21 protein-coding genes and 2 tRNA genes are annotated in these 21,760 nt (G+C 71.4%); 13 read left to right on the top strand and 10 right to left on the bottom strand.

The window, feature by feature from the left end:
* On the bottom strand, positions 1 to 816 hold the full coding sequence (locus tag MB828_RS12045) for an SOS response-associated peptidase (protein ID WP_301648147.1): 816 nt from the start codon (positions 814 to 816) through the stop codon (positions 1 to 3).
* 51 nt (positions 817 to 867) lie between these two features.
* On the opposite strand from MB828_RS12045, the gene MB828_RS12050 reads away from it, so the two are divergent.
* The 4 genes from MB828_RS12050 (at position 868) to MB828_RS12065 (ending at position 4,450) form a co-directional block, all read left to right on the top strand.
* Positions 868 to 1,590 (top strand): M50 family metallopeptidase, encoded by a 723-nt coding sequence (locus MB828_RS12050; protein ID WP_301648148.1) that lies wholly within the window; start codon positions 868 to 870, stop codon positions 1,588 to 1,590.
* 108 nt (positions 1,591 to 1,698) lie between these two features.
* Complete coding sequence (aroA, locus tag MB828_RS12055) at positions 1,699 to 3,027, top strand: 3-phosphoshikimate 1-carboxyvinyltransferase (protein WP_301648149.1); 1,329 nt, start codon at positions 1,699 to 1,701, stop codon at positions 3,025 to 3,027.
* A 12-nt stretch (positions 3,028 to 3,039) separates the two neighbouring features.
* Positions 3,040 to 4,050 (top strand): ribosome small subunit-dependent GTPase A, encoded by a 1,011-nt coding sequence (gene rsgA / locus MB828_RS12060; RefSeq protein ID WP_301648150.1) that lies wholly within the window; start codon positions 3,040 to 3,042, stop codon positions 4,048 to 4,050.
* Between the two features lie 76 nt (positions 4,051 to 4,126).
* A complete protein-coding gene (locus MB828_RS12065; protein WP_046731140.1) occupies positions 4,127 to 4,450 on the top strand; it encodes a DMT family transporter in 324 nt (107 codons plus the stop codon).
* A 107-nt stretch (positions 4,451 to 4,557) separates the two neighbouring features.
* Here MB828_RS12065 and MB828_RS12070 read toward each other — a convergent pair whose 3' ends face one another.
* Positions 4,558 to 5,172, bottom strand: a complete 615-nt coding sequence (locus MB828_RS12070) for a TetR/AcrR family transcriptional regulator (protein WP_301648151.1) — start codon at positions 5,170 to 5,172, stop codon at positions 4,558 to 4,560.
* A gap of 249 nt (positions 5,173 to 5,421) precedes the next feature.
* On the opposite strand from MB828_RS12070, the gene hisN reads away from it, so the two are divergent.
* The 6 genes from hisN to MB828_RS12100 all read left to right on the top strand — a co-directional run bounded on the left by hisN (position 5,422) and on the right by MB828_RS12100 (position 10,204).
* On the top strand, positions 5,422 to 6,222 hold the full coding sequence (hisN, locus tag MB828_RS12075) for a histidinol-phosphatase (protein ID WP_301648152.1): 801 nt from the start codon (positions 5,422 to 5,424) through the stop codon (positions 6,220 to 6,222).
* A gap of 200 nt (positions 6,223 to 6,422) precedes the next feature.
* Positions 6,423 to 6,812 carry a CBS domain-containing protein gene (locus MB828_RS12080; RefSeq protein WP_301648153.1) on the top strand — a complete coding sequence of 130 codons (390 nt, stop codon included), beginning with the start codon at positions 6,423 to 6,425 and terminating at the stop codon, positions 6,810 to 6,812.
* 84 nt (positions 6,813 to 6,896) lie between these two features.
* On the top strand, positions 6,897 to 7,316 hold the full coding sequence (locus MB828_RS12085) for a Fur family transcriptional regulator (protein ID WP_046731137.1): 420 nt from the start codon (positions 6,897 to 6,899) through the stop codon (positions 7,314 to 7,316).
* Between the two features lie 133 nt (positions 7,317 to 7,449).
* Positions 7,450 to 8,217, top strand: coding sequence for an ABC transporter ATP-binding protein (locus tag MB828_RS12090; RefSeq protein WP_301648154.1), 768 nt, complete (start codon positions 7,450 to 7,452; stop codon positions 8,215 to 8,217).
* On the top strand, positions 8,214 to 9,077 hold the full coding sequence (locus MB828_RS12095) for an ABC transporter permease (RefSeq protein ID WP_301648155.1): 864 nt from the start codon (positions 8,214 to 8,216) through the stop codon (positions 9,075 to 9,077). The genes MB828_RS12090 and MB828_RS12095 overlap by 4 nt, the downstream gene beginning before the upstream one ends.
* Positions 9,074 to 10,204 (top strand): ABC transporter substrate-binding protein, encoded by a 1,131-nt coding sequence (locus MB828_RS12100; protein ID WP_301648156.1) that lies wholly within the window; start codon positions 9,074 to 9,076, stop codon positions 10,202 to 10,204. The genes MB828_RS12095 and MB828_RS12100 overlap by 4 nt, the downstream gene beginning before the upstream one ends.
* Positions 10,205 to 10,302: 98 nt before the next feature.
* Here MB828_RS12100 and MB828_RS12105 read toward each other — a convergent pair.
* From MB828_RS12105 to MB828_RS12120, 4 genes are all read right to left on the bottom strand, one after another.
* Positions 10,303 to 10,376: transfer RNA gene (locus MB828_RS12105), tRNA-Met, on the bottom strand.
* Between the two features lie 84 nt (positions 10,377 to 10,460).
* Positions 10,461 to 12,302: a tetratricopeptide repeat protein gene (locus MB828_RS12110; protein ID WP_207920790.1), complete on the bottom strand. Its 1,842-nt coding sequence runs from the start codon at positions 12,300 to 12,302 to the stop codon at positions 10,461 to 10,463.
* Positions 12,303 to 12,518: 216 nt separating this feature from the next.
* Positions 12,519 to 12,592: transfer RNA gene (locus tag MB828_RS12115), tRNA-Met, on the bottom strand.
* Positions 12,593 to 12,650: 58 nt separating this feature from the next.
* Positions 12,651 to 15,635 (bottom strand): UPF0182 family protein, encoded by a 2,985-nt coding sequence (locus MB828_RS12120; protein WP_301648223.1) that lies wholly within the window; start codon positions 15,633 to 15,635, stop codon positions 12,651 to 12,653.
* A 177-nt stretch (positions 15,636 to 15,812) separates the two neighbouring features.
* Between MB828_RS12120 and MB828_RS12125 the strand changes: the two genes are divergently transcribed.
* Positions 15,813 to 16,355: a PPA1309 family protein gene (locus MB828_RS12125; RefSeq protein WP_046731132.1), complete on the top strand. Its 543-nt coding sequence runs from the start codon at positions 15,813 to 15,815 to the stop codon at positions 16,353 to 16,355.
* Positions 16,356 to 16,420: 65 nt separating this feature from the next.
* Here MB828_RS12125 and MB828_RS12130 read toward each other — a convergent pair whose 3' ends face one another.
* From MB828_RS12130 to MB828_RS12145, 4 genes are all read right to left on the bottom strand, one after another.
* Positions 16,421 to 17,518, bottom strand: coding sequence for a YlbL family protein (locus MB828_RS12130; protein ID WP_301648157.1), 1,098 nt, complete (start codon positions 17,516 to 17,518; stop codon positions 16,421 to 16,423).
* 71 nt (positions 17,519 to 17,589) lie between these two features.
* Positions 17,590 to 17,772 (bottom strand): hypothetical protein, encoded by a 183-nt coding sequence (locus tag MB828_RS12135; protein WP_207920830.1) that lies wholly within the window; start codon positions 17,770 to 17,772, stop codon positions 17,590 to 17,592.
* Positions 17,773 to 17,880: 108 nt separating this feature from the next.
* Positions 17,881 to 18,342: a molybdenum cofactor biosynthesis protein MoaE gene (locus MB828_RS12140; RefSeq protein WP_133025386.1), complete on the bottom strand. Its 462-nt coding sequence runs from the start codon at positions 18,340 to 18,342 to the stop codon at positions 17,881 to 17,883.
* A 108-nt stretch (positions 18,343 to 18,450) separates the two neighbouring features.
* On the bottom strand, positions 18,451 to 19,563 hold the full coding sequence (locus tag MB828_RS12145; protein WP_133025387.1) for an SDR family oxidoreductase: 1,113 nt from the start codon (positions 19,561 to 19,563) through the stop codon (positions 18,451 to 18,453).
* Between the two features lie 192 nt (positions 19,564 to 19,755).
* On the opposite strand from MB828_RS12145, the gene MB828_RS12150 reads away from it, so the two are divergent.
* Positions 19,756 to 21,201, top strand: coding sequence for a zinc-dependent metalloprotease (locus MB828_RS12150; RefSeq protein ID WP_301648158.1), 1,446 nt, complete (start codon positions 19,756 to 19,758; stop codon positions 21,199 to 21,201).
* Complete coding sequence (locus MB828_RS12155; protein ID WP_301648159.1) at positions 21,198 to 21,719, top strand: NUDIX hydrolase; 522 nt, start codon at positions 21,198 to 21,200, stop codon at positions 21,717 to 21,719. The genes MB828_RS12150 and MB828_RS12155 overlap by 4 nt, the downstream gene beginning before the upstream one ends.
* Positions 21,720 to 21,760: the final 41 nt, after the last annotated feature.

The following is a 21,760-nucleotide window of genomic DNA, read 5'->3' on the forward strand; positions in this document are numbered from 1 at the left end:
CTAGAAGAGGGTGCCCTCCTCGGGCCCCTCCAGTTCCTTCAGCAGCTCCGGGCCGTTGTTGCGGACGTTGCTGACGGCCGTGGCGACCGGGTAGGCCCGCATCAGGCCCTCCGGTGGCGGGGCCAGCAGCGACCGCAGGTCCTCGACGTCGGTGCGCGCCGGGTCGAGCCAGGCGTCCCAGCGGTCCGGGGTCAGCATCAGCGGCATCCGGGGGTGGATGTCCGCGAGCGTGCGGGGCCCCTCGGCCGGCGCGACCGCCAGCGGCGCGGTCTCCGCCTCCGTCGTGATCACCGAGCAGGTCGCCCACCAGGCCAGCGGGTGCTCGTCGGGCAGGGTGCGGTCCCGCCAGAACTCGTACAGCCCCGCCATGGCGAACACCGAGCCGTCGGCCGGGAGCACGAAGTAGGGCTGCTTGCGCGGCCGCTTCTTCTTCCCCTCGACCTCCAGGTCGCGCTCCTCCTTGGCGGTGACCCACTCGTAGTAGCCGTCGGCGGGCACGATGCAGCGGCGGGCGGCGAAGGCACGGCGGTACGACGGCTTCTCGTGCACGGTCTCGGCCCGCGCGTTGATCATCCGGGCGCCGCCCTCGGGCGTCTTGGCCCAGGAGGGCACCAGCCCCCACTTGAGCCGGCGCAGCTGGCGAACCGGGCGGCGGTCGTCGGCGTCTTTCACCGGACGGTCGAGGACGACGTAGACCTCCTTGGTCGGCGCCACGTTGTAGTCCGGCTCCAGGGTCTCCTCGGGCTCCCACTTCTCGACTTCAAAGATTCCTGCGAGATCCTCGGGCCCACGACTGGCTGCATACCGTCCGCACATACGTGCAACACTGCCAGACTCCACGCGCCCATAGGGAGTAACCACCGGACCATGGACAGCACCGCCGCCCTCGCGCTGCCCGACTTCTGGGACCGTCTCACGGGGACCCAGACCGACCCCGACCTCTGGGTGGTCCTCGCGACCCTGGCCGCCGCGCTCGCGGTGGTCGTCCCGCACACCCTGTGGCGGATATCCCGCAACGCCGTCACCATCGCCCACGAGGGCGGTCACGGCCTGGTCGCCCTGCTCACCGGCCGCCAGCTGACCGGCATCCGGCTGCACTCGGACACCAGCGGCCTCACGCTCAGCCGGGGCAAGCCGCACGGCATCGGCATGATCCTCACGGCCGCGGCCGGCTACACCGCGCCCCCGCTGCTGGGGCTGGGCGGGGCGGCCCTGCTGGGCGCCGGCCGCATCACGCTGCTCCTCTGGGTCGCCACCGCGCTGCTCGTCGTCATGCTCGTCATGATCCGCAACGCGTACGGCGTACTGACGGTGTTCCTGACCGGCGGCACCTTCCTGCTGGTGTCCTGGCTGGCCGGCCCCCAGGTGCAGGCGGCGTTCGCGTACGCGGTGGTGTGGTTCCTGCTGCTGGGCGGGGTGCGTCCGGCGTTCGAGCTCCAGGCGAAGCGCTCGCGGGGCGGGACGGGCGACTCGGACGCGGACCAGCTGTCCCGCCTCACCCATCTCCCCGCGGCCGTATGGCTGTTCCTGTTCCACACGGTGTCGCTGTGCTCGCTGATCGGCGGGGGCAGGTGGCTGCTCCGGATGTGATGCTCGCCCCGCAGGGGCAGCATCACAGGGGCGCGGGGAACTGCGCGACCAGCCCCCGCGGCGCCGCACCCGAAGGCTCCACAGGCAGCGGCACATTAAAGTGAGCCCATGGCCGCAAACCCCACCGCACCAACCGCCCTCTGGCCCGCCCCCCACCCGCGCGGAGCCGTCGACGCGACGGTTCACGTGCCGGGGTCCAAGTCGGTCACCAACCGCGCCCTCGTCCTCGCCGCCCTCGCCTCCGAGCCCGGCTGGCTGCGTCGCCCGCTGCGGTCCCGCGACACCCTGCTGATGGCCGGCGCCCTGCGCGCGATGGGTGTGGGCATCGAGGAGGGCGTGGGCCCCGACGGCTCCGGTGAGGCCTGGCGCGTGATCCCCGCGGGGCTGCGCGGCCCCGCCACCGTGGACGTCGGCAACGCCGGCACGGTGATGCGCTTCCTGCCGCCCGTCGCCACCCTCGCCACCGGCGACATCCGCTTCGACGGCGACCCCCGTTCCTACGAGCGCCCGCTGCACGGCGTGATCGACGCCCTGCGCGCCCTCGGCGCCCGGATCGACGACGAGAGCCGGGGCGCGCTGCCCCTCACCGTCCACGGCAGCGGCGCCCTGGACGGCGGCCCGGTGTCGGTCGACGCCTCGTCCTCCTCCCAGTTCGTGTCGGCCCTGCTGCTCTCGGGACCGCGTTTCAACCAGGGCGTGGAGGTCCGCCACACCGGCGCGAGCCTGCCCTCCCTCCCGCACATCCGGATGACCGTCGACATGCTGCGCGCGGTCGGCGCCCAGGTCGACACCCCGGAGTCGGGCGGCGAGCCGAACGTCTGGCGGGTCACCCCGGGCGCCCTGCTCGGCCGTGACCTGACCGTGGAACCCGACCTCTCCAACGCCCAGCCGTTCCTGGCCGCCGCCCTGGTGACGGGCGGCAAGGTGCTGATCCCGGACTGGCCGTCCCGGACCACCCAGCCGGGTGACCGGCTGCGGGAGATCTTCACCGAGATGGGCGGTTCCTGCGAACTGACGGAGTACGGCCTGGAGTTCGCCGGCTCGGGCCGGATCCACGGCATCGACGTCGACCTCGGTGACGTCGGCGAGCTGACCCCCGGCATCGCGGCGGTCGCCGCCCTCGCCGACTCCCCCTCCACCCTGCGGGGCGTCTCCCATCTGCGTCTGCACGAGACGGACCGGCTGGCCGCGCTCACCAAGGAGATCAACGAGCTGGGCGGTGACGTCACCGAGACCGCCGACGGCCTGCACATCCGCCCGCGCCCGCTGCACGGCGGGGTCTTCCACACCTACGAGGACCACCGCATGGCGACCGCCGGTGCGATCATCGGCCTGGCCGTGCCGGACGTACGGATCGAGAACGTGGCGACGACGGCGAAGACCCTGCCGGACTTCCCCGACCTGTGGACCGGGATGCTCGGGAGCGGTGGGGCGTAGGGGCGTACGACCATGCGCCGCTACGGCAAGCACACCGACGAGGACGACATCCGCTCCCGTCCCAACCGCAAGGGCAACCGGCCGCGGACCAACATCCGCCCCAAGCACGAGGACGCCGCCGAGGGGATGGTCCTCACCGTCGACCGGGGCCGGCTGACCTGCCTGGTCGACGACCGTACGATCCTCGCGATGAAGGCCCGTGAACTGGGCCGCAAGGCGGCGGTGGTCGGCGACCGGGTCGCCCTGGTCGGCGACCTCTCCGGCAAGAAGGACACCCTCGCCCGGATCGTGCGCATCGAGGACCGCGGCTCGGTGCTGCGCCGCACCGCCGATGACGACGACCCGTTCGAGCGGGTGGTGGTCGCCAACGCCGACCAGCTGGCGATCGTCACCGCGCTGGCCGACCCGGAGCCCCGCCCCCGGCTCATCGACCGCTGCCTGGTCGCGGCCTACGACGGCGGGCTCACCCCTCTGCTGGTCATGACCAAGTCGGACCTGGCTCCGCCGGACAAGCTCCTGGAGCTGTACGGCGACCTGGAGATCCCCTACGTGGTCACGAGCCGCGAGGAGCTGGAGACGGGGGACGCCGCCCGGCGCGTCCTGGAGCATCTCGACGGCAAGATCACGGCGTTCGTGGGTCACTCGGGCGTCGGCAAGACGACCCTGGTGAACGCGCTGGTCCCGGTGGACCGCCGGCGTACGACGGGCCAGGTGAACGCGGTGACGGGCCGCGGCCGCCACACCACGACCTCCGCGCTGGCCCTCCCCCTCTCCGGCGACGACGGCTGGGTCGTGGACACCCCGGGGGTCCGCTCCTTCGGTCTGGCGCACATCGATCCGTCCCGCGTGATCCACGCCTTCCCCGACCTGGAGCCCGGCACGGTGAACTGCCCGCGCGCGTGCAGTCACGACGAACCCGACTGCGCGCTGGACGAGTGGGTCGCCGAGGGCCACGCGGACCCCGCCCGGCTCTACTCGCTGCGCCGGCTGCTGGCCACGCGGGAACGCAAGGAGGGCGACTGACCACCGCGGTGTTTGTCCTGACCCGAGCCAGGTAAGTGCATAATCGCACCGAGCCGGACGTACGGGAGGACAGCACATGGCGTGGCTGCTGGTGATCGTCGCCGGAATCCTGGAGACCGGCTTCGCCGTCTGCCTCAAGCTCTCCCACGGCTTCACCCGGCTGTGGCCGACGATCGCCTTCGCCTCCTTCGCCCTCGGCAGCTTCGGTCTGCTGACCCTCTCCCTGAAGAAGCTGGACGTGGGACCGGCGTACGCGGTGTGGACGGGCATCGGCGCGGCGGGCACGGCGATCTACGGCATGGTCTTCCTGGGCGACCTGGTCTCGGTCCTGAAAATCGTCTCGATCAGCCTGGTGATCACGGGCGTCATCGGCCTCCAGCTGTCAGGCTCCGCACACTGAGGCGCCCCACGGGGGCGCTGGGGGTACCCCCGGCCGAAGGCTGGGGGAGGAACTGCGCGACCAGCCCCCACGCACCCGCGCGTACTCACGGCCGCACGAACCCTCTTTCACACCGGCTGCCGATGAAGCACCCCCCGCACCAGCTCGGCGACGCCCCCCTCCCCCGGCGGCGCGGCCACACACGACAGCGCGAGCCGGACGACCAGCTCGCACGACCGCGCGAGCTCGCCCCCGTCGCGCCCGGACCCGTCGCGCCCGGCGCCGGCCAGCACGGCCACCGCCCGGTCCCGCACGATCTGCACGAAGTCCCCGGGTGACGGCAGCGGCCCGTCCGCCCGCCGCTGCGCCGGCACCGGCGAGGAGGACGGCACCGCGGACAGCGCCGGCGCCGGCAACCGCTCGCTCCAGCACCCCGTGAGCATCGCCCGTACCAGCACGTTCTCCCGGGCCGCCAGCGCCATCCACTCGGCCGTCGCCGTCAGGCGCTCCCGCGCCTCACTGTGGCTTCCCAGCGCCCGCTCGACCCCCGCGAGATACCCGTCGGCCTCCCTGCGCACCAGCGCCCTCGCCAGGCCTTCCTTGCTGCCGAACTCGTTGTACAACGTCTGCCGGGACACCCCGGCCGCCGCGGCCACGTCGACCATCCGGACGGTGGCCCACGGCCGGCGTGCCAGCGCCGCGTACGCGGCGTCCAGTAGGGATTCCCGGGCTGCCGGCATCATCGCCTCCCTCGGGCGAGCGACTCTGCGCCCAGATTTGACGCGCACGAATCGACTGTCAAGGGTTCGCGAAGGCACCAGGGGGCGCCCTTCGGCCAACACGCGCGGGTGCGCCGGAGTCCGCCATCCGGTCACCGCGATCACCGTCCGCTGATCACAGGGTCACCGCACGGCGTCCCCGGAGCTCTCCGGGGGTCCTCGGGCGTCCCCCCTGGTAGCCCCGCGCCGGTCCCGGCAGATAGCGTTCGTCGCATGCCGGACTACCTCGACGACCTGCGTCTCGCCCATGTGCTCGCGGATGCGGCCGACGCCGTCACCATGGACCGCTTCAAGGCCCTCGACCTCAAGGTCGAGACCAAGCCGGACATGACCCCCGTGAGCGAGGCGGACAAGGCCGCGGAGGAGCTGATCCGCGGCCAGTTGCAGCGTGCCCGTCCACGGGACGCGATCCTCGGCGAGGAGTACGGCATCGAGGGCACGGGTCCGCGCCGCTGGGTGGTCGACCCGATCGACGGCACCAAGAACTACGTGCGCGGGGTGCCCGTCTGGGCCACCCTGATCTCCCTGACGGAGGCGGGCGAGGGCGGCTACCAGCCGGTCGTCGGTGTGGTCTCCGCACCCGCGCTGGGCCGTCGCTGGTGGGCCGCGAAGGGCCATGGCGCCTTCACCGGGCGCAGCCTGTCCTCGGCGACCCGGCTGCACGTCTCCAAGGTGTCGAAACTGGCCGACGCGTCCTTCGCGTACTCCTCGTTGAGCGGCTGGGAGGAGCGCGGCCAGCTGAACGGCTTCCTGGACCTGACCCGCGAGGTGTGGCGCACGCGCGCGTACGGCGACTTCTGGCCGTACATGATGGTCGCCGAGGGGTCCGTGGACATCTGCGCGGAGCCGGAGCTGTCCCTGTGGGACATGGCCGCCAACGCGATCGTCGTGACGGAGGCCGGCGGCTCCTTCAGCGGCCTGGACGGCCGCCCGGGCCCGCACAGCGGCAACGCGGCGGCCTCCAACGGCCTCCTCCACGACGAGCTGCTCTCCTACCTCACCGAGCGTTACTGAAACAGTCTTCTGGGACGTGACGGAAGAACCTGAGGCACGAGGGAGCGCTCCACCCCCTCACATATGAGCGCACACGCCCTCAATTGGCTGCGCGCACCCCCTTGTTGACTCCCGCTTTACCTGCCACCCTGAGAGCACCCCCGTTTGTGAATTTGTGAATCGCTGAACTATCGGCGGTTCCGTAGGAGGTGGCACCTTTCATGCTCGTCCGTGACGCCATGAGCACGGTGGTCCTCACCGTCGGCCCAGCCCACACCCTCCGCCAGGCAGCCGCCCTGATGTCCGCGCGCCGCGTCGGCGCGGCGATCGTCCACGACCCGGACGCCGGCATCGGGATCCTCACCGAACGCGACATCCTCAATTCCGTCGGCCTGGGCCAGGACCCGGACCGTGAGCCCATCCACGCCCACACCACCAACGACGTCGTGTTCGCCGCCCCCACGTGGACCCTGGAGGAGGCGGCCCGCGCGATGGCCGACGGCGGCTTCCGCCACCTGATCGTCCTCGACGGCGGTGAACCGGCCGGGATCGTCTCGGTCCGCGACGTCATCCGCTGCTGGGCCGGGACCCGGGCGCCGCAACCCGTCTAGGACATTGGACTAAGTCCAATTCAAGTCGCGCTCCAAAGTCACACAGCTTCGGAAAATGGTCCACCGGCTGTTAGGCTGATTTCCATGAGTGACCTTCTGGAACGGCTGCGTGGACGCGGATGGCGGATGACCGCGCAGCGACGCGTGGTGGCCGAGGTCCTCGACGGCGAGCACGTCCACCTGACGGCCGACGAGGTCCACGCCAGGGCCGTCGTCAAGCTGCCCGAGATCTCCCGGGCGACCGTCTACAACACCCTGGGCGAACTGGTCACGCTGGGCGAGGTCCTCGAGGTCTCCACGGACAAGCGTGCCAAGCGGTACGACCCGAACGCGCACCAACCGCACCACCACCTGGTCTGCTCCCGCTGCGGCTCCATCCGCGACGTCCACCCGACCGGCAACCCGCTGGCCGACCTGCCCAGCTCGGAGCGGTTCGGCTTCACGGTCTCCGACGTCGAGGTGACCTACCGCGGCCTCTGCCCGGACTGCATGGCAGCCGCCTGACGTACGGCCCCCGAAGGCCCCGGCACCCCTCAAGGGCGCCGGGGCCCTCGCGTCGCCGTGCCCGCGCACGGGGTTCCCGAATCTGACGGGTCGTCATATGGTCGGCGGGTCCGCACTCTTGCGAGGAGTTCCCGTGGGAGAGCCGTATCCGAAGCTCCGTGCCCATGCCCTGACCCGCGCCTTCGGCCGGGCCCCCCGCCGGGTCGACGCCCTCGGCCCGCTCGACCTGACCGTCGGAACCGGCGAGTTCGTCTGTCTCGTCGGTCCCTCGGGCTGCGGCAAGTCCACGCTCCTGCGGATCGCCGCCGGCCTGCTGCGCCCCAGCGGCGGCCGGCTGGAGATCCGTACCGACAGCGCCCGGCCGGCGGCGATGATCTTCCAGGACTACGGCATCTACGACTGGAAGACGGTCCTCGCCAACGTCCGCTTCGGCCTCGACGTCCAGCGTGTCCCGCGCCGCGCGGGGAACGCCCGCGCCCTGGACTGGCTGACCCGGCTGGGGCTCTCGGACTTCGCCGACGCGTACCCCGGGACCCTCTCCGGCGGTATGCGGCAGCGGGTGGCCATCGCGCGGGCCCTCGCCGTGGAGCCCGAACTCCTGCTCATGGACGAACCGTTCGCGGCCCTGGACGCACAGCTGCGGGTGATCCTCCAGGACGAACTCCTGGACCTCACCCAGGCCCTGCGCACCACCACCCTCTTCATCACCCACAGCCTGGAGGAGGCGCTGGTGCTCGGCGACCGGGTGCTGGTGATGTCGGCCCGGCCTGGCCGGATCATCGCCGAGCACCGCCCGCCGTTCCCGCGTCCGCGCACCGGAGAGGTCCGCGACGCCCCGGAGTTCACGGCGCTCAAGAGCGAGCTGTGGGAACTGCTCCGGAAGGAGGCGGTACCGGCATGACGACCCTCACCCCGGAGCGGGAGCCCGCGGTCCTGGTCCGCGCCCCCGGACCGGCCGAACTGCGCCCGGCCCGCACCCACCGGCGCCGCCGCGCCCTGGAACTGGCGCTGGCCGCGGCCGTCCCCCTGCTCCTGGTCCTCCTCTGGCAGTTGGCAGCGACCCGGGCCTGGATCGACGACCGCGTCTATCCGGCGCCCTCCACGATCCTGTCCGACGGCTGGGACCGGGCGACGGCGGGCGACCTGTGGCCGGACGTCCGGGCGACCTGCCGCCGGGTGCTCGCCGGCTACGCCGTGGGTACCGCGGCCGGTTACGCACTGGGGTTGCTGATGGGCTCGCTCCCCCTGGTCAGGGCCGCCCTGGAACCCCTCCTGGACGCCCTCTACGTGGTGCCGAAGCTGGCGCTGCTCCCGGTCTTCCTGAACATGTTCGGGCTGGGCGAAGGGCCGCAGGTGGCCCTGGTGGCGGTGACGGTCTTCTTCTTCGTCTGGATCTCCACGATGTCGGCGGTGCTCGCCGTGCCGTCCGGCCACCGCGACGCGGGCCGGGTGTTCGGCGCCTCGCCCTGGCAGATGTTCCGCCATGTGCTGCTGCCTGCCTCGCTGCCCGCGGTCCTGGTCGGGGCCCGGATCGCCGCGGGAGTGGCCGTGCTGGTGATCGTCGCCTCCGAGCAGATCGCGGCCACGGACGGCCTGGGTCATCTGATCTTCGACTCGCGGGCGCTGTTCGAGAACGACGTGATGTTCGTGGGGATCGTCTGCGTCGCGGTACTGGGCGTGGCCTTCTCCGAGCTGATCAGGTTCGTCGGCCGCCTGCTCACCCCCTGGGCGCCGCGGGACCGTGGACGGGGGCAGGCATGAGGGCCCTTCGATGCCTGGTGGCGACGGCCACGCTGGCCCTCGTGGCGACGGCCTGCTCGGCACCGCACTCCGGGGACCCCGGGGCGGCCTCGGCACCCCGCACGGTCCGTCCGGTGGCGGGCTGCGGCAGGGCCTCCTGGACCGACCCGGCCGACCTCTCGCCGACCCGCTCCCCCGCCCGCTGCTCACCGGGGAAACCGGCGCCCGTGCCCCTCACCGAGCCCCGGAAGATCACGATCGCCACCGGCACGCTGAGCGCGGAGTACGTGGCCCCTCTCGAAGTCGCGCTCGACAAGGGCGAGTTCAAGGCGGAGGGGCTGGACGTCACGCTCAAGGTGCTGCCCACCCCGGACGCGCTGCCGCTGCTGGCCAAGGGGGACGTCGACGCGATGTGGGCGGCGCCCGAGGCCGCCGTGATGAACGGCGTCCGCGGCGGCTTCGACATCAAGTGGGTCGCGGGCAACTTCTCGCCCGCCCCGGGGTCGAGGAGCGGCCTGTGGGTACGGCTGAAGGACGGCGAGAACGCGTCCGGCGTGCGGATGGCGGGGCGCACACTGGGCACGATGATCGGCAGGGGTTCGGTGATCGCTTACCCCATGCAGAAGGCGCTGGCGAGCCATGGCGGCGGCCTGGATCGCATCCGCTACCAGCAACTGGGCTCGGCGGACGTCCTCACGGCCCTGCGGAACGGTGGCGTCGACTCGGCGTGGCTGCTCGACCCGGTGTGGCGGCAGGTCACCGGCAGGGCGGGCTACGCGTTCCTGGGCGGCCAGCCGCAGGGCGAGCCACTGGGCGGGATGCTGTACGGCCGTACGCTGCTGAACGACGACGTGGACGCCGGGGTGGCGCTGCTCAGGGCCTACATCCGCACCGTCGACACGTACTTCGCGGGTGACTACAAGGCGGACGGGACCTTCGTCGCCTACCTGGCGAAGCTCCTGAAGGCCGATCCCGCGATCCTGCGGGCCACGCCACCGCTGCGCATGGACTGGGAGATCCGTGCCGGCACGACGACGCGTCTCCAGGCGGCGTACCGCGCCCAGGGCGTCGAGTCGGGCTCCCCGCTGCCGGAGTCCCGGACGGTGGACCGGGCCCTGTACGAGGAGGCGGTCGGCCACCGGCCGTAGGCACCGACCGTGGGGCACCCGGCCGTCGGCGGTGACACCCGGGCATGGAAAAACCGAGGGCCGGATTCCGTTTCCGGATTCCGGCCCTCGGCCTTCAGTAGCGGGGACAGGATTTGAACCTGCGACCTCTGGGTTATGAGCCCAGCGAGCTACCGAGCTGCTCCACCCCGCGTCGATGAATGCAACACTACGTGAGGGACGCGAGAAGAAGCAAATCAACCCCCGCGACCCCCACTGACCTGCGGAAAGGGCCCCCTCACGCGGACAGCTCCTCCCGCAGCGCGTCCCGCAGCCGCCCCGCCCGTTCGCTCACCTCGGCCGGCCCCAGCGCCACCGCCCGGTCGGCCCAGCGCTGGCCCTCCGCCAGCTCACCCCGACGCGCGTAGACCAGGGCCAGCCGCAGCGCCGCCCGTCCGTGCCCGGCGTCCGCGGCCCGCTCCCACCAGACCGCCGCCTCCGGCTCGCTGCCCTCGCGGGCCAGCAGCAGGCCCAGGTTGAAGGCCCCGTTGCGCGATCCGGCCTCGGCCGCCGCCCGGTACCAGCGCGCCGCCTCCACCACGTCCCCGCGCGCCGCGGCCAGCATCCCGACCCGCACCTGGGCGCGCCGGTGGCCCTGCGAGGCGGCCCGCTCGTACCACTCCTCGCACTCCGTCTTCACGTTCAGCGAGGACTCCCCGAGCTCGTGCTCGGACACCGTGGGCCGGCGCGCGTCGAGCACCGCGGCCAGCCGGTACGCGGCCTCGGCGCTGCCGCCGCCCGCCGCGCACCGCAGATGCAGCTCGGCGGCGGCCTCGTCGCCCTCACGGAGCCGGGCGATGCCGACCTGGAGCGCGGCCTCGGTGTGCCCGGCGGCGGCCGCCTGCTCGTAGCAGCGCAGCGCGACCCGGTCCTCGCCCCGCCCGGCGTACAGGATCCCCAGGTTGAAGGCGGCGTCCACGCTGCCCGCCTCCGCGGCCTTGGAGAACCACGGTTCGGCCCCGGACGTGTCACCGACCTGGAGCAGCAGGATGGCGAGCGCGTTCGCGGCCTCCCGGTGCCCGGCGTACGCGGCCCGCCGGTACCACTGCTCGGCCTGCGCGGTCCGGCCCTGTTCGGCGCAGAGCAGCCCGAGGTTGTACGCGCCGTTGTCGTCGCCCGCGTCCATCGCCGCCCGGTACCAGCGTTCGGCGGTCTGGGTCTCGCCGCGCTCGGCGTGCAGCGCGCCGAGCGCGTTCGCCGCGTTGCCGTCGCCGTCCTGGGCGGCCCGCAGCCACCAGATGGCCGCGTTCTCGGTGTCCCCGGCGTCGCGCAGCAGGAAGCCCAGCGCGCAGGCGGCCCGAGCCTCACCGTCCTTGGCGGAGGTCAGGTACCAGCGCCCGGCCTCCTTCAGCTCGCCGCGCTTCTCCAGGATCGCCCCGAGGTGCAGGGCGGCCCGCCGGTGCCCGCGCGCGGCGGCCTGCCGGTACCACTGCTCGGCCTCGGCGGCCTCCGCGGCACCGGCCGCGGTCTCCACGGCGGCACCGCCGTCACCCCCGGCGCCCTCCTCGCCCGCCGCCGGCCTGCGGTCGAGCGCACGGGCCAGCCGGTACGCCGCCTCCCGGTGGCCGCGTTCGGCGGCGGCCCGCATCCACTGTCCTGCGGTCGTGTCACCGCGGTGCTCCAGCAGGTCGGCGAGCGCGTAGGCGCCGAGCGGGTGTCCCTGCTCGGCGGACTGGCGCAGCCAGTACTCGGCAGCCGGTTCGTCCCCGCGCTCACGGTGGTGGCGGCCCAGCGCGTGGGCGGCGGCCGCGGATCCGGCGACGGCGGCGATCCGCCACCAGCCGGCCGCTTCGTCGGGGTAGCCGCGCTGGTGCAGCAGGACACCGAGGTTGTTGGCGGCGGCGCGGTCGCCCGCAGCGGTGGCGGCCCGCAGCTGGGGCTCGGCTCCGTCGAGGTCGCCACGGCGCAGCAGCATGGCGCCGAGGACGCTCATCGCCTCGACGTCACCGCCCTCGGCCTGGAGCCGACAGCGTGCCTCCTCAGCGGCCTCAGCGGCCTCGTCGCGGGTCGGCTCCTCGCCCGAAGGCTGCACAAATCGCCCTGTCTCGAACAGAGTTGCCTTGTCCCCCATAACGTTCATCGTCGCACCACCTGCAACCTGGGTACACCACGTATACCGCAGACCGTGAGGTCACTTCAGCGTTTTGTCGACATGCCCACAGAACGACAAGTCAAACACATCTCGCTCAACTCCCGGCAGCGGCGCGGCGCCCCGTCGGCCGGTACATGCGTTCGTCACCTGTCCGGACACCACGAAGGCCCGGATCCTCAAGAGGATCCGGGCCTTCGACTTCAGTAGCGGGGACAGGATTTGAACCTGCGACCTCTGGGTTATGAGCCCAGCGAGCTACCGAGCTGCTCCACCCCGCGCCGTTGCCTGCAAACCGTACCACGGCGCGGAGCGGACTTGATCATCCGCCCCCGGGGATCAGCCGCTGGGGCTGGAACTCCCGCTGGGACTGGGGCTGCTGCTCGCACCCGCGGCGGGACTCGGACTGCCGCTGGGACTGCCACTGGGGCTCGGGCTGCTGCTCGCGGTCGCGCCCCCGCCTGCCTTGTCCGCCTTCGCCTGCGCGTCCTCGGCCCGCTTCAGCGCGTCCTGGAGTTCGTCCTGGGCCTTGCCGTACGCCGTCCAGTCGCCCTTCTTCAGGGCCTCCTGGCCCGCCTCGAAGGCCTTCTGGGCGTCCTCCAGCGCCTGTTGGACCGTCGGATTGCCGGACGTCGGCGGGGTGGTGGTGCCGGTGTCCGAGGATCCCGTGTCCGAACCGTCCGAGCCGAACACCTTGTTGAGCGCCTCGTCGAGGGTGTTCTCGAAGGCCGTCCTGCCCTCGTAGGTGACCAGGACCTTGCGCAGCAAGGGGTACTTGACGCCCGCACCGCGTACGTAGACGGGCTCCGCGTACAGCAGGCCCCCGTCCAGTGGCACGGTCAGCAGATTGCCGTACTCGACCTCGGAGTCGCCGCCCTTGAGGAGTTTGATCGCGGCGGCGATGTCCTGTTCGGAGTTGAACTGGCTCTGGACCTGTTTGGGTCCGTCGACGGTCGTACTGGTCGGCAGTTTCAGGATTCTGATCTTGCCGTAGTCCTGGGAACCGGCCTCCGAGTCGACGGACATGAACGCGCTGAGGTTGTCCCGGCCGTTCGGCGTGAACGTCGTCGACAGCGAGAACGCCTGCCGGCTCTGGTCCGGCATCTTCATGCTCAGGTAGTACGGCGGCACCGCGTTGCCCGACTTGTTGGTCGGGTCGTCGGGTACCTGCCACACCTCGCTGCCGGTCAGGAACGTCTGCGCGTCCGTCACGTGGTAGCGGGTGAGCAGTTCCCGCTGCACCTTGAACAGGTCCTGCGGGTACCGGAGATGGTCCAGCAGGTCCTGCGAGATGGCGCTCTTGGGCTGCACCGTGCCGGGGAAGGCCTTCATCCAGGTCTTCAGCACCGGGTCCTGGGTGTCCCACTGGTAGAGCTCGACCTGGCCGGTGTACGCGTCGACGGTCGCCTTCACCGAGTTACGGATGTAGTTGACCTGGTTCTGCTGGGCGACCACCGCGCGGGAGTTGTTGGTCGCGGTCAGCGAGTCGGCGGTGGTGTCACCGAGGGTCGTACGGGAGGCGTAGGGATAGCCGTTCGACGTGGTGTAGGCGTCGACGATCCACTGGATACGGTTGTTGACGACCGCCGGGTAGGCGTCGCCGTCGATGGTCAGCCAGGGGGCGACCGCCTCGACGCGCTCCTTGGGCGTGCGGTTGTACAGGATCCGCGAACCCTCGCCGATGGCACCGGAGTAGAGGATCTGCGGCTCGTTGAACGCCACCGCGTACGCGGCCCGGTTGATCGGACTGGAGAGGCTGACCCCGCTCTTGCCCGCGTAGCTGGTGGTCTTCTCACCGCTGTCGTCGGAGTAGTCGATCTCCTTCTGGGGACCGCCGACGATCGAGTAGGTGGTGGTCTTCTCGCCGTAGTAGACCCGCTGCTGGTACGTGCCCAGGTCACCGGTGGACGGCAGGTCGGACTCGGTGAAGACCGGCTGCCCCTGGTCGTCGGCCTCGGTGCCCTTGGCCGCGACCACGCCGTAGCCGTGCGTGTAGCGGAAGTGGTCGTTGATCCAGTTGTTCTTCGGGATACCGGCGAGGTTCAGCTCGCGCAGACCGATGACGGTGTCCTGGACCTTGCCGTCCTTGGTGTAGCGGTCCACGTCCAGGTTGGTCGGGAACGCGTAGTAGTTCCGCATCTGCTGGAGCTGCTGGAACGTGGGCGACACGATGTTCGGGTCCATGATCCGGATGCTCGCCGTCGAGTCGACGTCGTCCCGGAGCTTGGTCTTGTCCGTGGTGGTGCTCTTGCCGGTGTACTCGGTGACCTTGGTGTCGTCGATGCCGTACGCCTCGCGGGTCGCCTTGAGGTTCTTCTGGACGTACGGGGCTTCCTTGGCCTGCTCGTTGGGCTGGACCTGGAACTTCTGGACGATCGCCGGGTACAGGCCGCCGATCAGGATCGCCGACAGGACCATCAGGCCGAAGCCGATGACGGGCAGCTGCCAGGTGCGCCGCCACAGGGTGGCGAAGAACAGCAGCGCGCAGATGACGGCGATGCAGAACAGGATGGTCTTGGCGGGCAGATAGGCGTTCGCGTCGACGTACCGCAGGCCCGTCCAGTTGCCGGTGGCCTTGAAGTCACTGGACTTGACCGCCAGTCCGTAGCGGTCGAGCCAGTAGGCGACCGCCTTGAGGGCGACGAAGATCCCGAGCAGCACCGACAGGTGACCGGTCGCGGCGGCGGTGGCACGCGCGCCGGGGCTGGTGACGCGCAGCCCGCCGTACAGGTAGTGGGTGAGCGCGGCGGCGATCAGGGAGAGGATCGCGGTGGCGAAGCCGAAGCCCAGCAGGAACCGGTACCAGGGCAGGTCGAAGGCGTAGAAGGAGACGTCGAGGTGGAACTGCGGGTCCTTCTGGTGGAAGGGCACGCCGTTGACCCACATCAGCCAGGTCCGCCACTGGCCTGCCGCGGACGCGCCGGCGATCAGCCCGACCAGCGCGGTGGCCGCGAGCAGCAGCCACCTCTTGTAGGGCGCGATGCCCATCCGGTAGCGGTCGAGGCTCTGCTGCTCGGTGGACATCGCGCTCAGCGGCGGCCGCAGCCGGTGCGCGAGCCAGATGTTGAAGCCCACCGCGGCGGCCATCAGCAGGCCGAAGACGGAGAACAGCCCGATCTTGGTCCACAGGGTGGTGGTGAACACCGAGGAGTAGTGCACCGACCGGTACCAGAGCCAGTTCGTCCAGAAGCCCGCGAACATGCTGAACGCCATGCCGAGCACGGCAAGGACGCCCAGGGTCAGGAGCAGGGTCCGGACGCGCCGGGACGGACGTCCCGTCGCTCTGATCCGTGGCCCCGTCGGGCCTCCGCCGCGGTCCGGCATCTGGAAAGCCAAGGTGCGCACCTCGAAGTTCGCTGTTGGGTCTGCTTCTTGTTCCGTCAGGCTCCGGTGTTCGTGAGCCTTCCGTGGTCCCCCGTGATCGCGAGGCCACACCTATGCAACTTACTCACGGTTTACTCGGTTCCCGATTCCGGCCATGAACGAGGCAGGATTGTGACCATGTCCAACACTCCCATGGCAGCGAACCCGCTCACCCGGGCCGTACTCGAGATCGACGAGTACGCCTCCGGCCTCGGCTGGGACCAGCCCGCTCGCCTCTTCGCCCTCGTCGACACCGTCCGGCTGCGCTCCCAGGAACCGGCGCTCGCCGCCCAGCTCGGTCTGGAGGACGAGTCGGCGACCACCGGCCTCACCCCGATCGAGCAGGACGAAGTGCCAACGGACAAGGCGCTGGACGAGTTCCTGGGCACCATCGCCTGGCCGGACGCGGTGGTCGGCTGCGCGCTCACGGTGGAGCGCCTGATGCTGCCGCCGTCCGCCGAGTCGCAGGTCCCGGAGGGGTTGAGCGGGGCCAAGCTGACCAAGTGGGTCGCGAGCCACCCCGACCGCCAGGAGGTCCGGATGACCGTCGCCGTCCTGCGGGACGGCAGCCGCGACTCGGCCGTGCGCCTGCGCGAGAAGGACTCGCCCACGGAGGTCCTCACCGGCCCCGACCTGGTCCCGGGCCTGGCGGAGGCCCTGAAGGCGACGTTCGAGGACTGAGGCCCGCGCGGCCGGCTCCGGGGGCGCCCCTCGTCAGGAGGGCGCCCCCGGTGCGTCCGGGTCCGTCAGCCCTTGGCCGTGCACTTCGGCAGGGCGCCGGTGTCCCCGGTGCGGATGTCCTTGAGGGCGCCGAGGGCGTCCCCGATGTTCTTGACCTTGACCAGGGTGAGCCCGCTCGGGGTGTCCTTGGCGGCCTCGGCACAGTTGTCGGCCGGGGTGAGGAAGTACTGGGCGCCCTTGTCGTGCGCGCCGATGGTCTTCAGCGCGATGCCGCCGATCGGGCCGACCGTGCCGTCGTCGTCGATCGTGCCGGTACCGGCGACGAACTTGCCGCCGGTGAGACTGCCTGGGGTCAGCTTGTCGTAGATGCCCAGCGAGAACATGAGACCGGCGCTGGGCCCGCCGACGTCGGCGAGCTTGATGTCGACGGTGAACGGGAACGTGTGATCGGTCCCGGCGGAGATCCCGACGATCGCGCGCTTCTCGCCGGCGTCGTCGGAGGTGGTCGTGGTGACGGTGACGTTCTCGGTCTTCGTGGCCGTCTTGTTCGCCTTCTCGGCGGCGGCCTGTTCCTTGGCCGGTACGACGGTGAAGACGACCTTCTGGCCGGCCTTGTGCTTGGTCACCAGCGTGGCCACGTCGGTCGGCTGCTTGACCGCCGTGCCGTCGACGGCCTTGATCACGTCACCGGCGTGCAGCCTGCCCTCGGCCGGCGAGTCCTTGAGGACCGTGGAGACGATCACCCAGGACTTCACCGGGATGCCGAGCTCCTTCAGGGCGGCGACCTTGGCGCTCTCCTGGGACTGGCTGAACTCCTCGGCGTTCTCCTGGGTGGACTGCTGCTCCGTCTTGCCGTCCGGGTAGAGCGTGTCGTGGGGCACGACCTTGTTGTCGTGCGACAGCCAGCCGTAGACCGCCTCCAGGAGGTTCATCTTGTAGTCGGCGCTGGTGACCCGGACCGTGGTCATGTTGAGGTGCCCGGAGGTGGCGTAGGTCTTGTGTCCGGACACCTGCAGCACCGGCTCGCCGTCGTGGTCCCCGAGCGTGTTCACGGTCGGGCCGGGAGACATCTCCGAGTACGGCACGTTGATGAGCACTCCGGCGCACAGGAGCGCGATCAGCATCAGGGTGGAGGCGAGCATCGTCGCGGTGCGGCGTGGCATGAAACGACAGTACGGGACGCGTCTGTCAGCGCACCGTCAGGGCCACCCGTCGCACCCGCCCCCGCCGTGCCTCAGCCACCGGTGTGGGACCGCTCCATGGCCTCGCGGAACCGCGCGTACCCGTCGAGCTCGGGGCCGTCGCTCCGGACCTTTCTCGTCCGGTTGGCCCAGCTGCCCCACAGACCGGCACCGACCGCCGCCACCAGCGGAATCAGCAACCAGACGAGCGCCGCCATGCCGACCTCCAACCCCATGACCGTCGCGACTGACTGATCAACAGATTAATCAACCGCACTGACAACGCTCACGCGAGGGGTACGGTTACGCAACCGGAGGTCCGACGTGGGTCCTGCGCGGGTCCTTCAGCAGGCCCCGACCCATTCCTCCGTCCCGTCGGAGAACTTCTGGTGCTTCCAGATGGGCACCTCGTGCTTGAGGTCGTCGATCAGCTTCCGGCAGGCTTCGAATGCCTCCCCCCGATGCGGACACGACACACCGACGACCACGGCGAGATCACCCACCCGCAGGTCCCCCACCCGGTGCACGGCGGCCAGCGCCCGCACCGGATACTCCGCGACCACCTTCTCGGCGACCCTGCGCATCTCGCTCTCGGCACTGGGATGGCACGAATACCCGAGCGCGTCGACGTCGGCGCCCCCGTCGTGGTTGCGCACGGTCCCCACGAACAGCGCGACCCCGCCGGCCGCGTCGTCCCCGAGGGCCGCGAAGACCTCGTCCACGGAGAGCGCGCTCTCACGGATCGCGATCAGCCTGACCGGATCGTCGGCACCCAGCTCACCGGGGTGATCATTCACAGCAGCCATGCCTCCATGGTGCCGCACGTACGGAGCCGCACGGAATACGACCAACACCCGGCACACGCGCGGACGCGTTTGGAGGCTCCTACAGAGCGACCGCAGGGACAGGGAGCGTCAGATGCGGCGGCGGGCCTTGCGGGCGCGTCGGACCACGGCCGCCGCGCCCAGCAGCGCGACCGTCGCTCCCGCGGCTCCCGCGGCCGTCGCGTCCTTGCGTCCGAGCCGCCGTCCGACGACAGTGTGCCGCCCGGACACCTCCCCCAGCAGCTCGGCCAGCACCTCCTCGTTGGTCCACGCCGGCCGCCACCCCGCGTCGTGCAGCCGGCTCCCGCTCACCACCCAGGGGTACATCGTGTAGGCGAGGTCCCCGGCGGGCGACGGTGTCAGTCCGATCCGGTGCAGCCGGGCCGCGGCGCCGAGCGCGACCGCCGACGGCAGTTCCATCCGCCGGATCCCGCTCAGCTCCTCGACCTCCTCCTGCTCCAGCCATCCGTCGCAGCCGACGGCGAGTTCCCCGTCGACCTTCTCCAGGACGGCGTACTTGAGCGCGCTGCACAGATCCTCGACATGGCAGAACTGCCAGGCGGGCCGCGAACCGGCGACGACGAGCAGCCGAGGAGACTCGAAGTACCTGGTCAGCGCGGTGTCGGTACCCCCGACGAGCACCGCGGGGCGCACCACGGTGACATTGAGCCCGGGGTGCGCGCGGGGCGCCCGGCGCGCGAGCCGCTCGATCTCCAGCAGGTCGCCCACGCCCGTCGCCTCGGCGGTCGCCCGCAGCTCCGCGTCCTCGGACAGCGGCAGCTCGTTGTCCGGAAGCGCTCCGTAGACCATCGCGGAGGTGCACAGCACCACGCGGTGCACCCCGGCCGCGGCCGCCGCCGTCAGCACGGTCTGCGTCCCGCGCACGTTGTAGGCCGTACGCGCCGCCGGATCGGTCTCCAGGTCCAGGTCGAGCGCGAGATGCACCACCACGTCGGCCCCGCGCAGCTTGTCCGCGATGGCCGGATCCCGCACGTCGAGGATGTGCCACTGGGCGTCCGCGCACTCCCCGCGCCGCTCGTCGATGGCGATGACCTGCTTGATCTCCTCGGAGGCTGCCAGCAGCTCGGTGAGCAGCGCGCCGACCCCGGTCGCGGCACCGGTGACGGCGACGACGGGCCCGCGCGTCGCGGGAGGGGTTGAGTGGTTTCGCGCTGCGCGAACCTGCGGATCTGGGGAACTCACCGGGCGTCTCCAGCGGTTGTCTTCAGTACGGGCGCGAGTGACGCGTACGTACCAGGTGGCTTCCATCCTGCCGCAGGCGGACTGTCGGCGAAGCACCGAGGCCCGATCGGGTCGGGGTGTCTACGCTGGGTGGTGTTGTCGGGCAGCCGCGCCGCCGGAGAGAACCGGTGGCCTTACCAGCCGAGGATTCCCGTGAGTGACACCCCATTCGGTTTCGGCCTTCCGCCGGAGGAGCCGGAAGACGGCGACGAGGGCAAGAAGAAGGACCAGCAGAGCGGTGGTGGGCAGGGACCGGCCAACCCGTTCGGTTTCGGTACGCCCGGCGCCGGTGGCTTCGGCGCACCCGGCGCCGACAATCCGTTCGCTGCCATGTTCGGTTCGCTGAACCCCAACGACCTGGGTGCGGCCTTCCAGCAGCTGGGCCAGATGCTCTCCTACGAGGGCGGCCCGGTGAACTGGGACATGGCCAAGCAGATCGCCCGCCAGACGGTCTCCCAGGGCACGTCGGACGGCGTCAAGGACGCGAGCGTCGGCCCCGCCGAGCGCACGGCGGTCGAGGAGGCAGTGCGACTGGCCGACCTGTGGCTGGACGACGCGACGTCGCTGCCGTCGGGTTCCGGCTCGGCCGTGGCGTGGTCGCGCGCGGAGTGGGTCGAGGCGACGCTGCCCGCCTGGCAGGAGCTGGTCGACCCGGTCGCCGAGCGGGTCGGCGCCGCGATGGGCGACGTCCTGCCGGAGGAGATGCAGGCCATGGCGGGCCCGCTGATCGGCATGATGCGCTCGATGGGCGGTGCCATGTTCGGCACCCAGATCGGGCAGGCCGTCGGGGTGCTCGCGGGCGAGGTCGTCGGTTCGACCGACATCGGCCTGCCGCTGTCCCCCGCAGGCAAGGCCGCGCTGCTGCCGGTGAACATCGAGGCGTTCGGCAAGGACCTGGGCGTGCCGAAGGAGGAGGTGCGGCTGTACCTCGCGCTGCGCGAGGCGGCCCACCAGCGCCTCTTCTCGCATGTGCCGTGGCTGCGCTCACACCTGTTCGGCGCGGTCGACGGGTACGCGCGCGGGATCAAGGTCGACACGGCCAAGCTGGAGGACGTGGTCGGCCAGTTCGACCCGCAGAACCCCGAGCAGCTCCAGGACGCCCTCCAGCAGGGCATGTTCCAGCCGGAGGACACGCCCGAGCAGAAGGCCGCCCTGGCGCGTCTGGAGACGGCTCTGGCGCTCGTCGAGGGCTGGGTCGACGCGGTGGTCCACGCGGCCGCGAAGCCGCGTCTGTCGTCCGCGGACGCGCTCCGCGAGACCCTGCGCCGGCGCCGGGGCACGGGTGGCCCCGCGGAGCAGACGTTCGCCACGCTGATCGGCCTGGAGCTGCGCCCGCGCCGGCTGCGGGACGCCTCCCGGCTGTGGGCCTCGCTCACGGACGCGCGCGGTGTCGACGGCCGGGACGCGCTGTGGGCGCACCCGGACATGCTGCCGACGGCGTCCGACCTGGACGACCCGGACGGCTTCGTGCACCGCGAGCAGCTCGACTTCTCCGAGCTGGACAAGATGCTCGGCGAGGCGGCGGAGAAGCCCGACCTGCGCAAGAAGGACGACCGGGCCGAGGGCGACGACCGGACCGAGGGCGACGGCACCGAGTGAGCCTGTACGACGACGCGGTCCTCGTCCTCAAGGGGTACGAGGACCAGGGAGAGCTGCGCCAGGCCTACCTGGACCATCTCGCGGCCCACCCGGACGGCCTGTGGAAGGCCTGCCACGCGGGCCATGTGACGGCGAGCGCGCTGGTGATCGACCCGGAGCGGGGCCGGGTGCTGCTGACCCTGCACCGGAAGCTGCGGATGTGGCTCCAGATGGGCGGCCACTGCGAGCCGGGCGACGCCACCCTGGGCGCGGCGGCCCTGCGGGAGGCGACGGAGGAGTCCGGGATCCCCGGTCTGACCCTCCTCGGGGCCGGCCCGGTGCGGCTGGACCGGCATCCGATCCCCGCACCGTGTCACTGGCACTTCGACGTGCAGTACGCGGCCCTCGCCCCGGCGGGCGCCGCCCACGTGATCAGCGACGAGTCCCTCGACCTGCGCTGGTTCGCCTACGACGAGGTCCCGGCGGTCGCGGACGACTCGGTCGTCCAGCTCCTGGCGGCGACCCGCGCGCGGATCTGACCGCGGTTCTCCGGAACCTTCCGGCGCATGCGTAAGGGGCG

Origin of the sequence: Streptomyces arenae, assembly GCF_022343545.1 — a bacterium.
GTDB classification, from domain to species: domain Bacteria; phylum Actinomycetota; class Actinomycetes; order Streptomycetales; family Streptomycetaceae; genus Streptomyces; species Streptomyces humi.

Excerpts from the sequence above, each read along its gene's own strand:
- MB828_RS12135 (WP_207920830.1), bottom strand. The coding sequence starts at position 17,772 with ATGGGGTTGGAGGTCGGCATGGCGGCGCTCGTCTGGTTGCTGATTCCG.
- MB828_RS12110 (WP_207920790.1), bottom strand. The coding sequence starts at position 12,302 with ATGAACGTTATGGGGGACAAGGCAACTCTGTTCGAGACAGGGCGATTT.
- MB828_RS12125 (WP_046731132.1), top strand. The coding sequence starts at position 15,813 with ATGTCCAACACTCCCATGGCAGCGAACCCGCTCACCCGGGCCGTACTC.
- aroA (WP_301648149.1), top strand. The coding sequence starts at position 1,699 with ATGGCCGCAAACCCCACCGCACCAACCGCCCTCTGGCCCGCCCCCCAC.
- MB828_RS12130 (WP_301648157.1), bottom strand. The coding sequence starts at position 17,518 with ATGCCACGCCGCACCGCGACGATGCTCGCCTCCACCCTGATGCTGATC.
- MB828_RS12070 (WP_301648151.1), bottom strand. The coding sequence starts at position 5,172 with ATGATGCCGGCAGCCCGGGAATCCCTACTGGACGCCGCGTACGCGGCG.
- MB828_RS12045 (WP_301648147.1), bottom strand. The coding sequence starts at position 816 with ATGTGCGGACGGTATGCAGCCAGTCGTGGGCCCGAGGATCTCGCAGGA.
- MB828_RS12120 (WP_301648223.1), bottom strand. The coding sequence starts at position 15,635 with ATGCCGGACCGCGGCGGAGGCCCGACGGGGCCACGGATCAGAGCGACG.
- MB828_RS12100 (WP_301648156.1), top strand. The coding sequence starts at position 9,074 with ATGAGGGCCCTTCGATGCCTGGTGGCGACGGCCACGCTGGCCCTCGTG.
- MB828_RS12085 (WP_046731137.1), top strand. The coding sequence starts at position 6,897 with ATGAGTGACCTTCTGGAACGGCTGCGTGGACGCGGATGGCGGATGACC.
- MB828_RS12140 (WP_133025386.1), bottom strand. The coding sequence starts at position 18,342 with ATGGCTGCTGTGAATGATCACCCCGGTGAGCTGGGTGCCGACGATCCG.
- rsgA (WP_301648150.1), top strand. The coding sequence starts at position 3,040 with ATGCGCCGCTACGGCAAGCACACCGACGAGGACGACATCCGCTCCCGT.
- MB828_RS12080 (WP_301648153.1), top strand. The coding sequence starts at position 6,423 with ATGCTCGTCCGTGACGCCATGAGCACGGTGGTCCTCACCGTCGGCCCA.
- hisN (WP_301648152.1), top strand. The coding sequence starts at position 5,422 with ATGCCGGACTACCTCGACGACCTGCGTCTCGCCCATGTGCTCGCGGAT.
- MB828_RS12050 (WP_301648148.1), top strand. The coding sequence starts at position 868 with ATGGACAGCACCGCCGCCCTCGCGCTGCCCGACTTCTGGGACCGTCTC.
- MB828_RS12065 (WP_046731140.1), top strand. The coding sequence starts at position 4,127 with ATGGCGTGGCTGCTGGTGATCGTCGCCGGAATCCTGGAGACCGGCTTC.
- MB828_RS12095 (WP_301648155.1), top strand. The coding sequence starts at position 8,214 with ATGACGACCCTCACCCCGGAGCGGGAGCCCGCGGTCCTGGTCCGCGCC.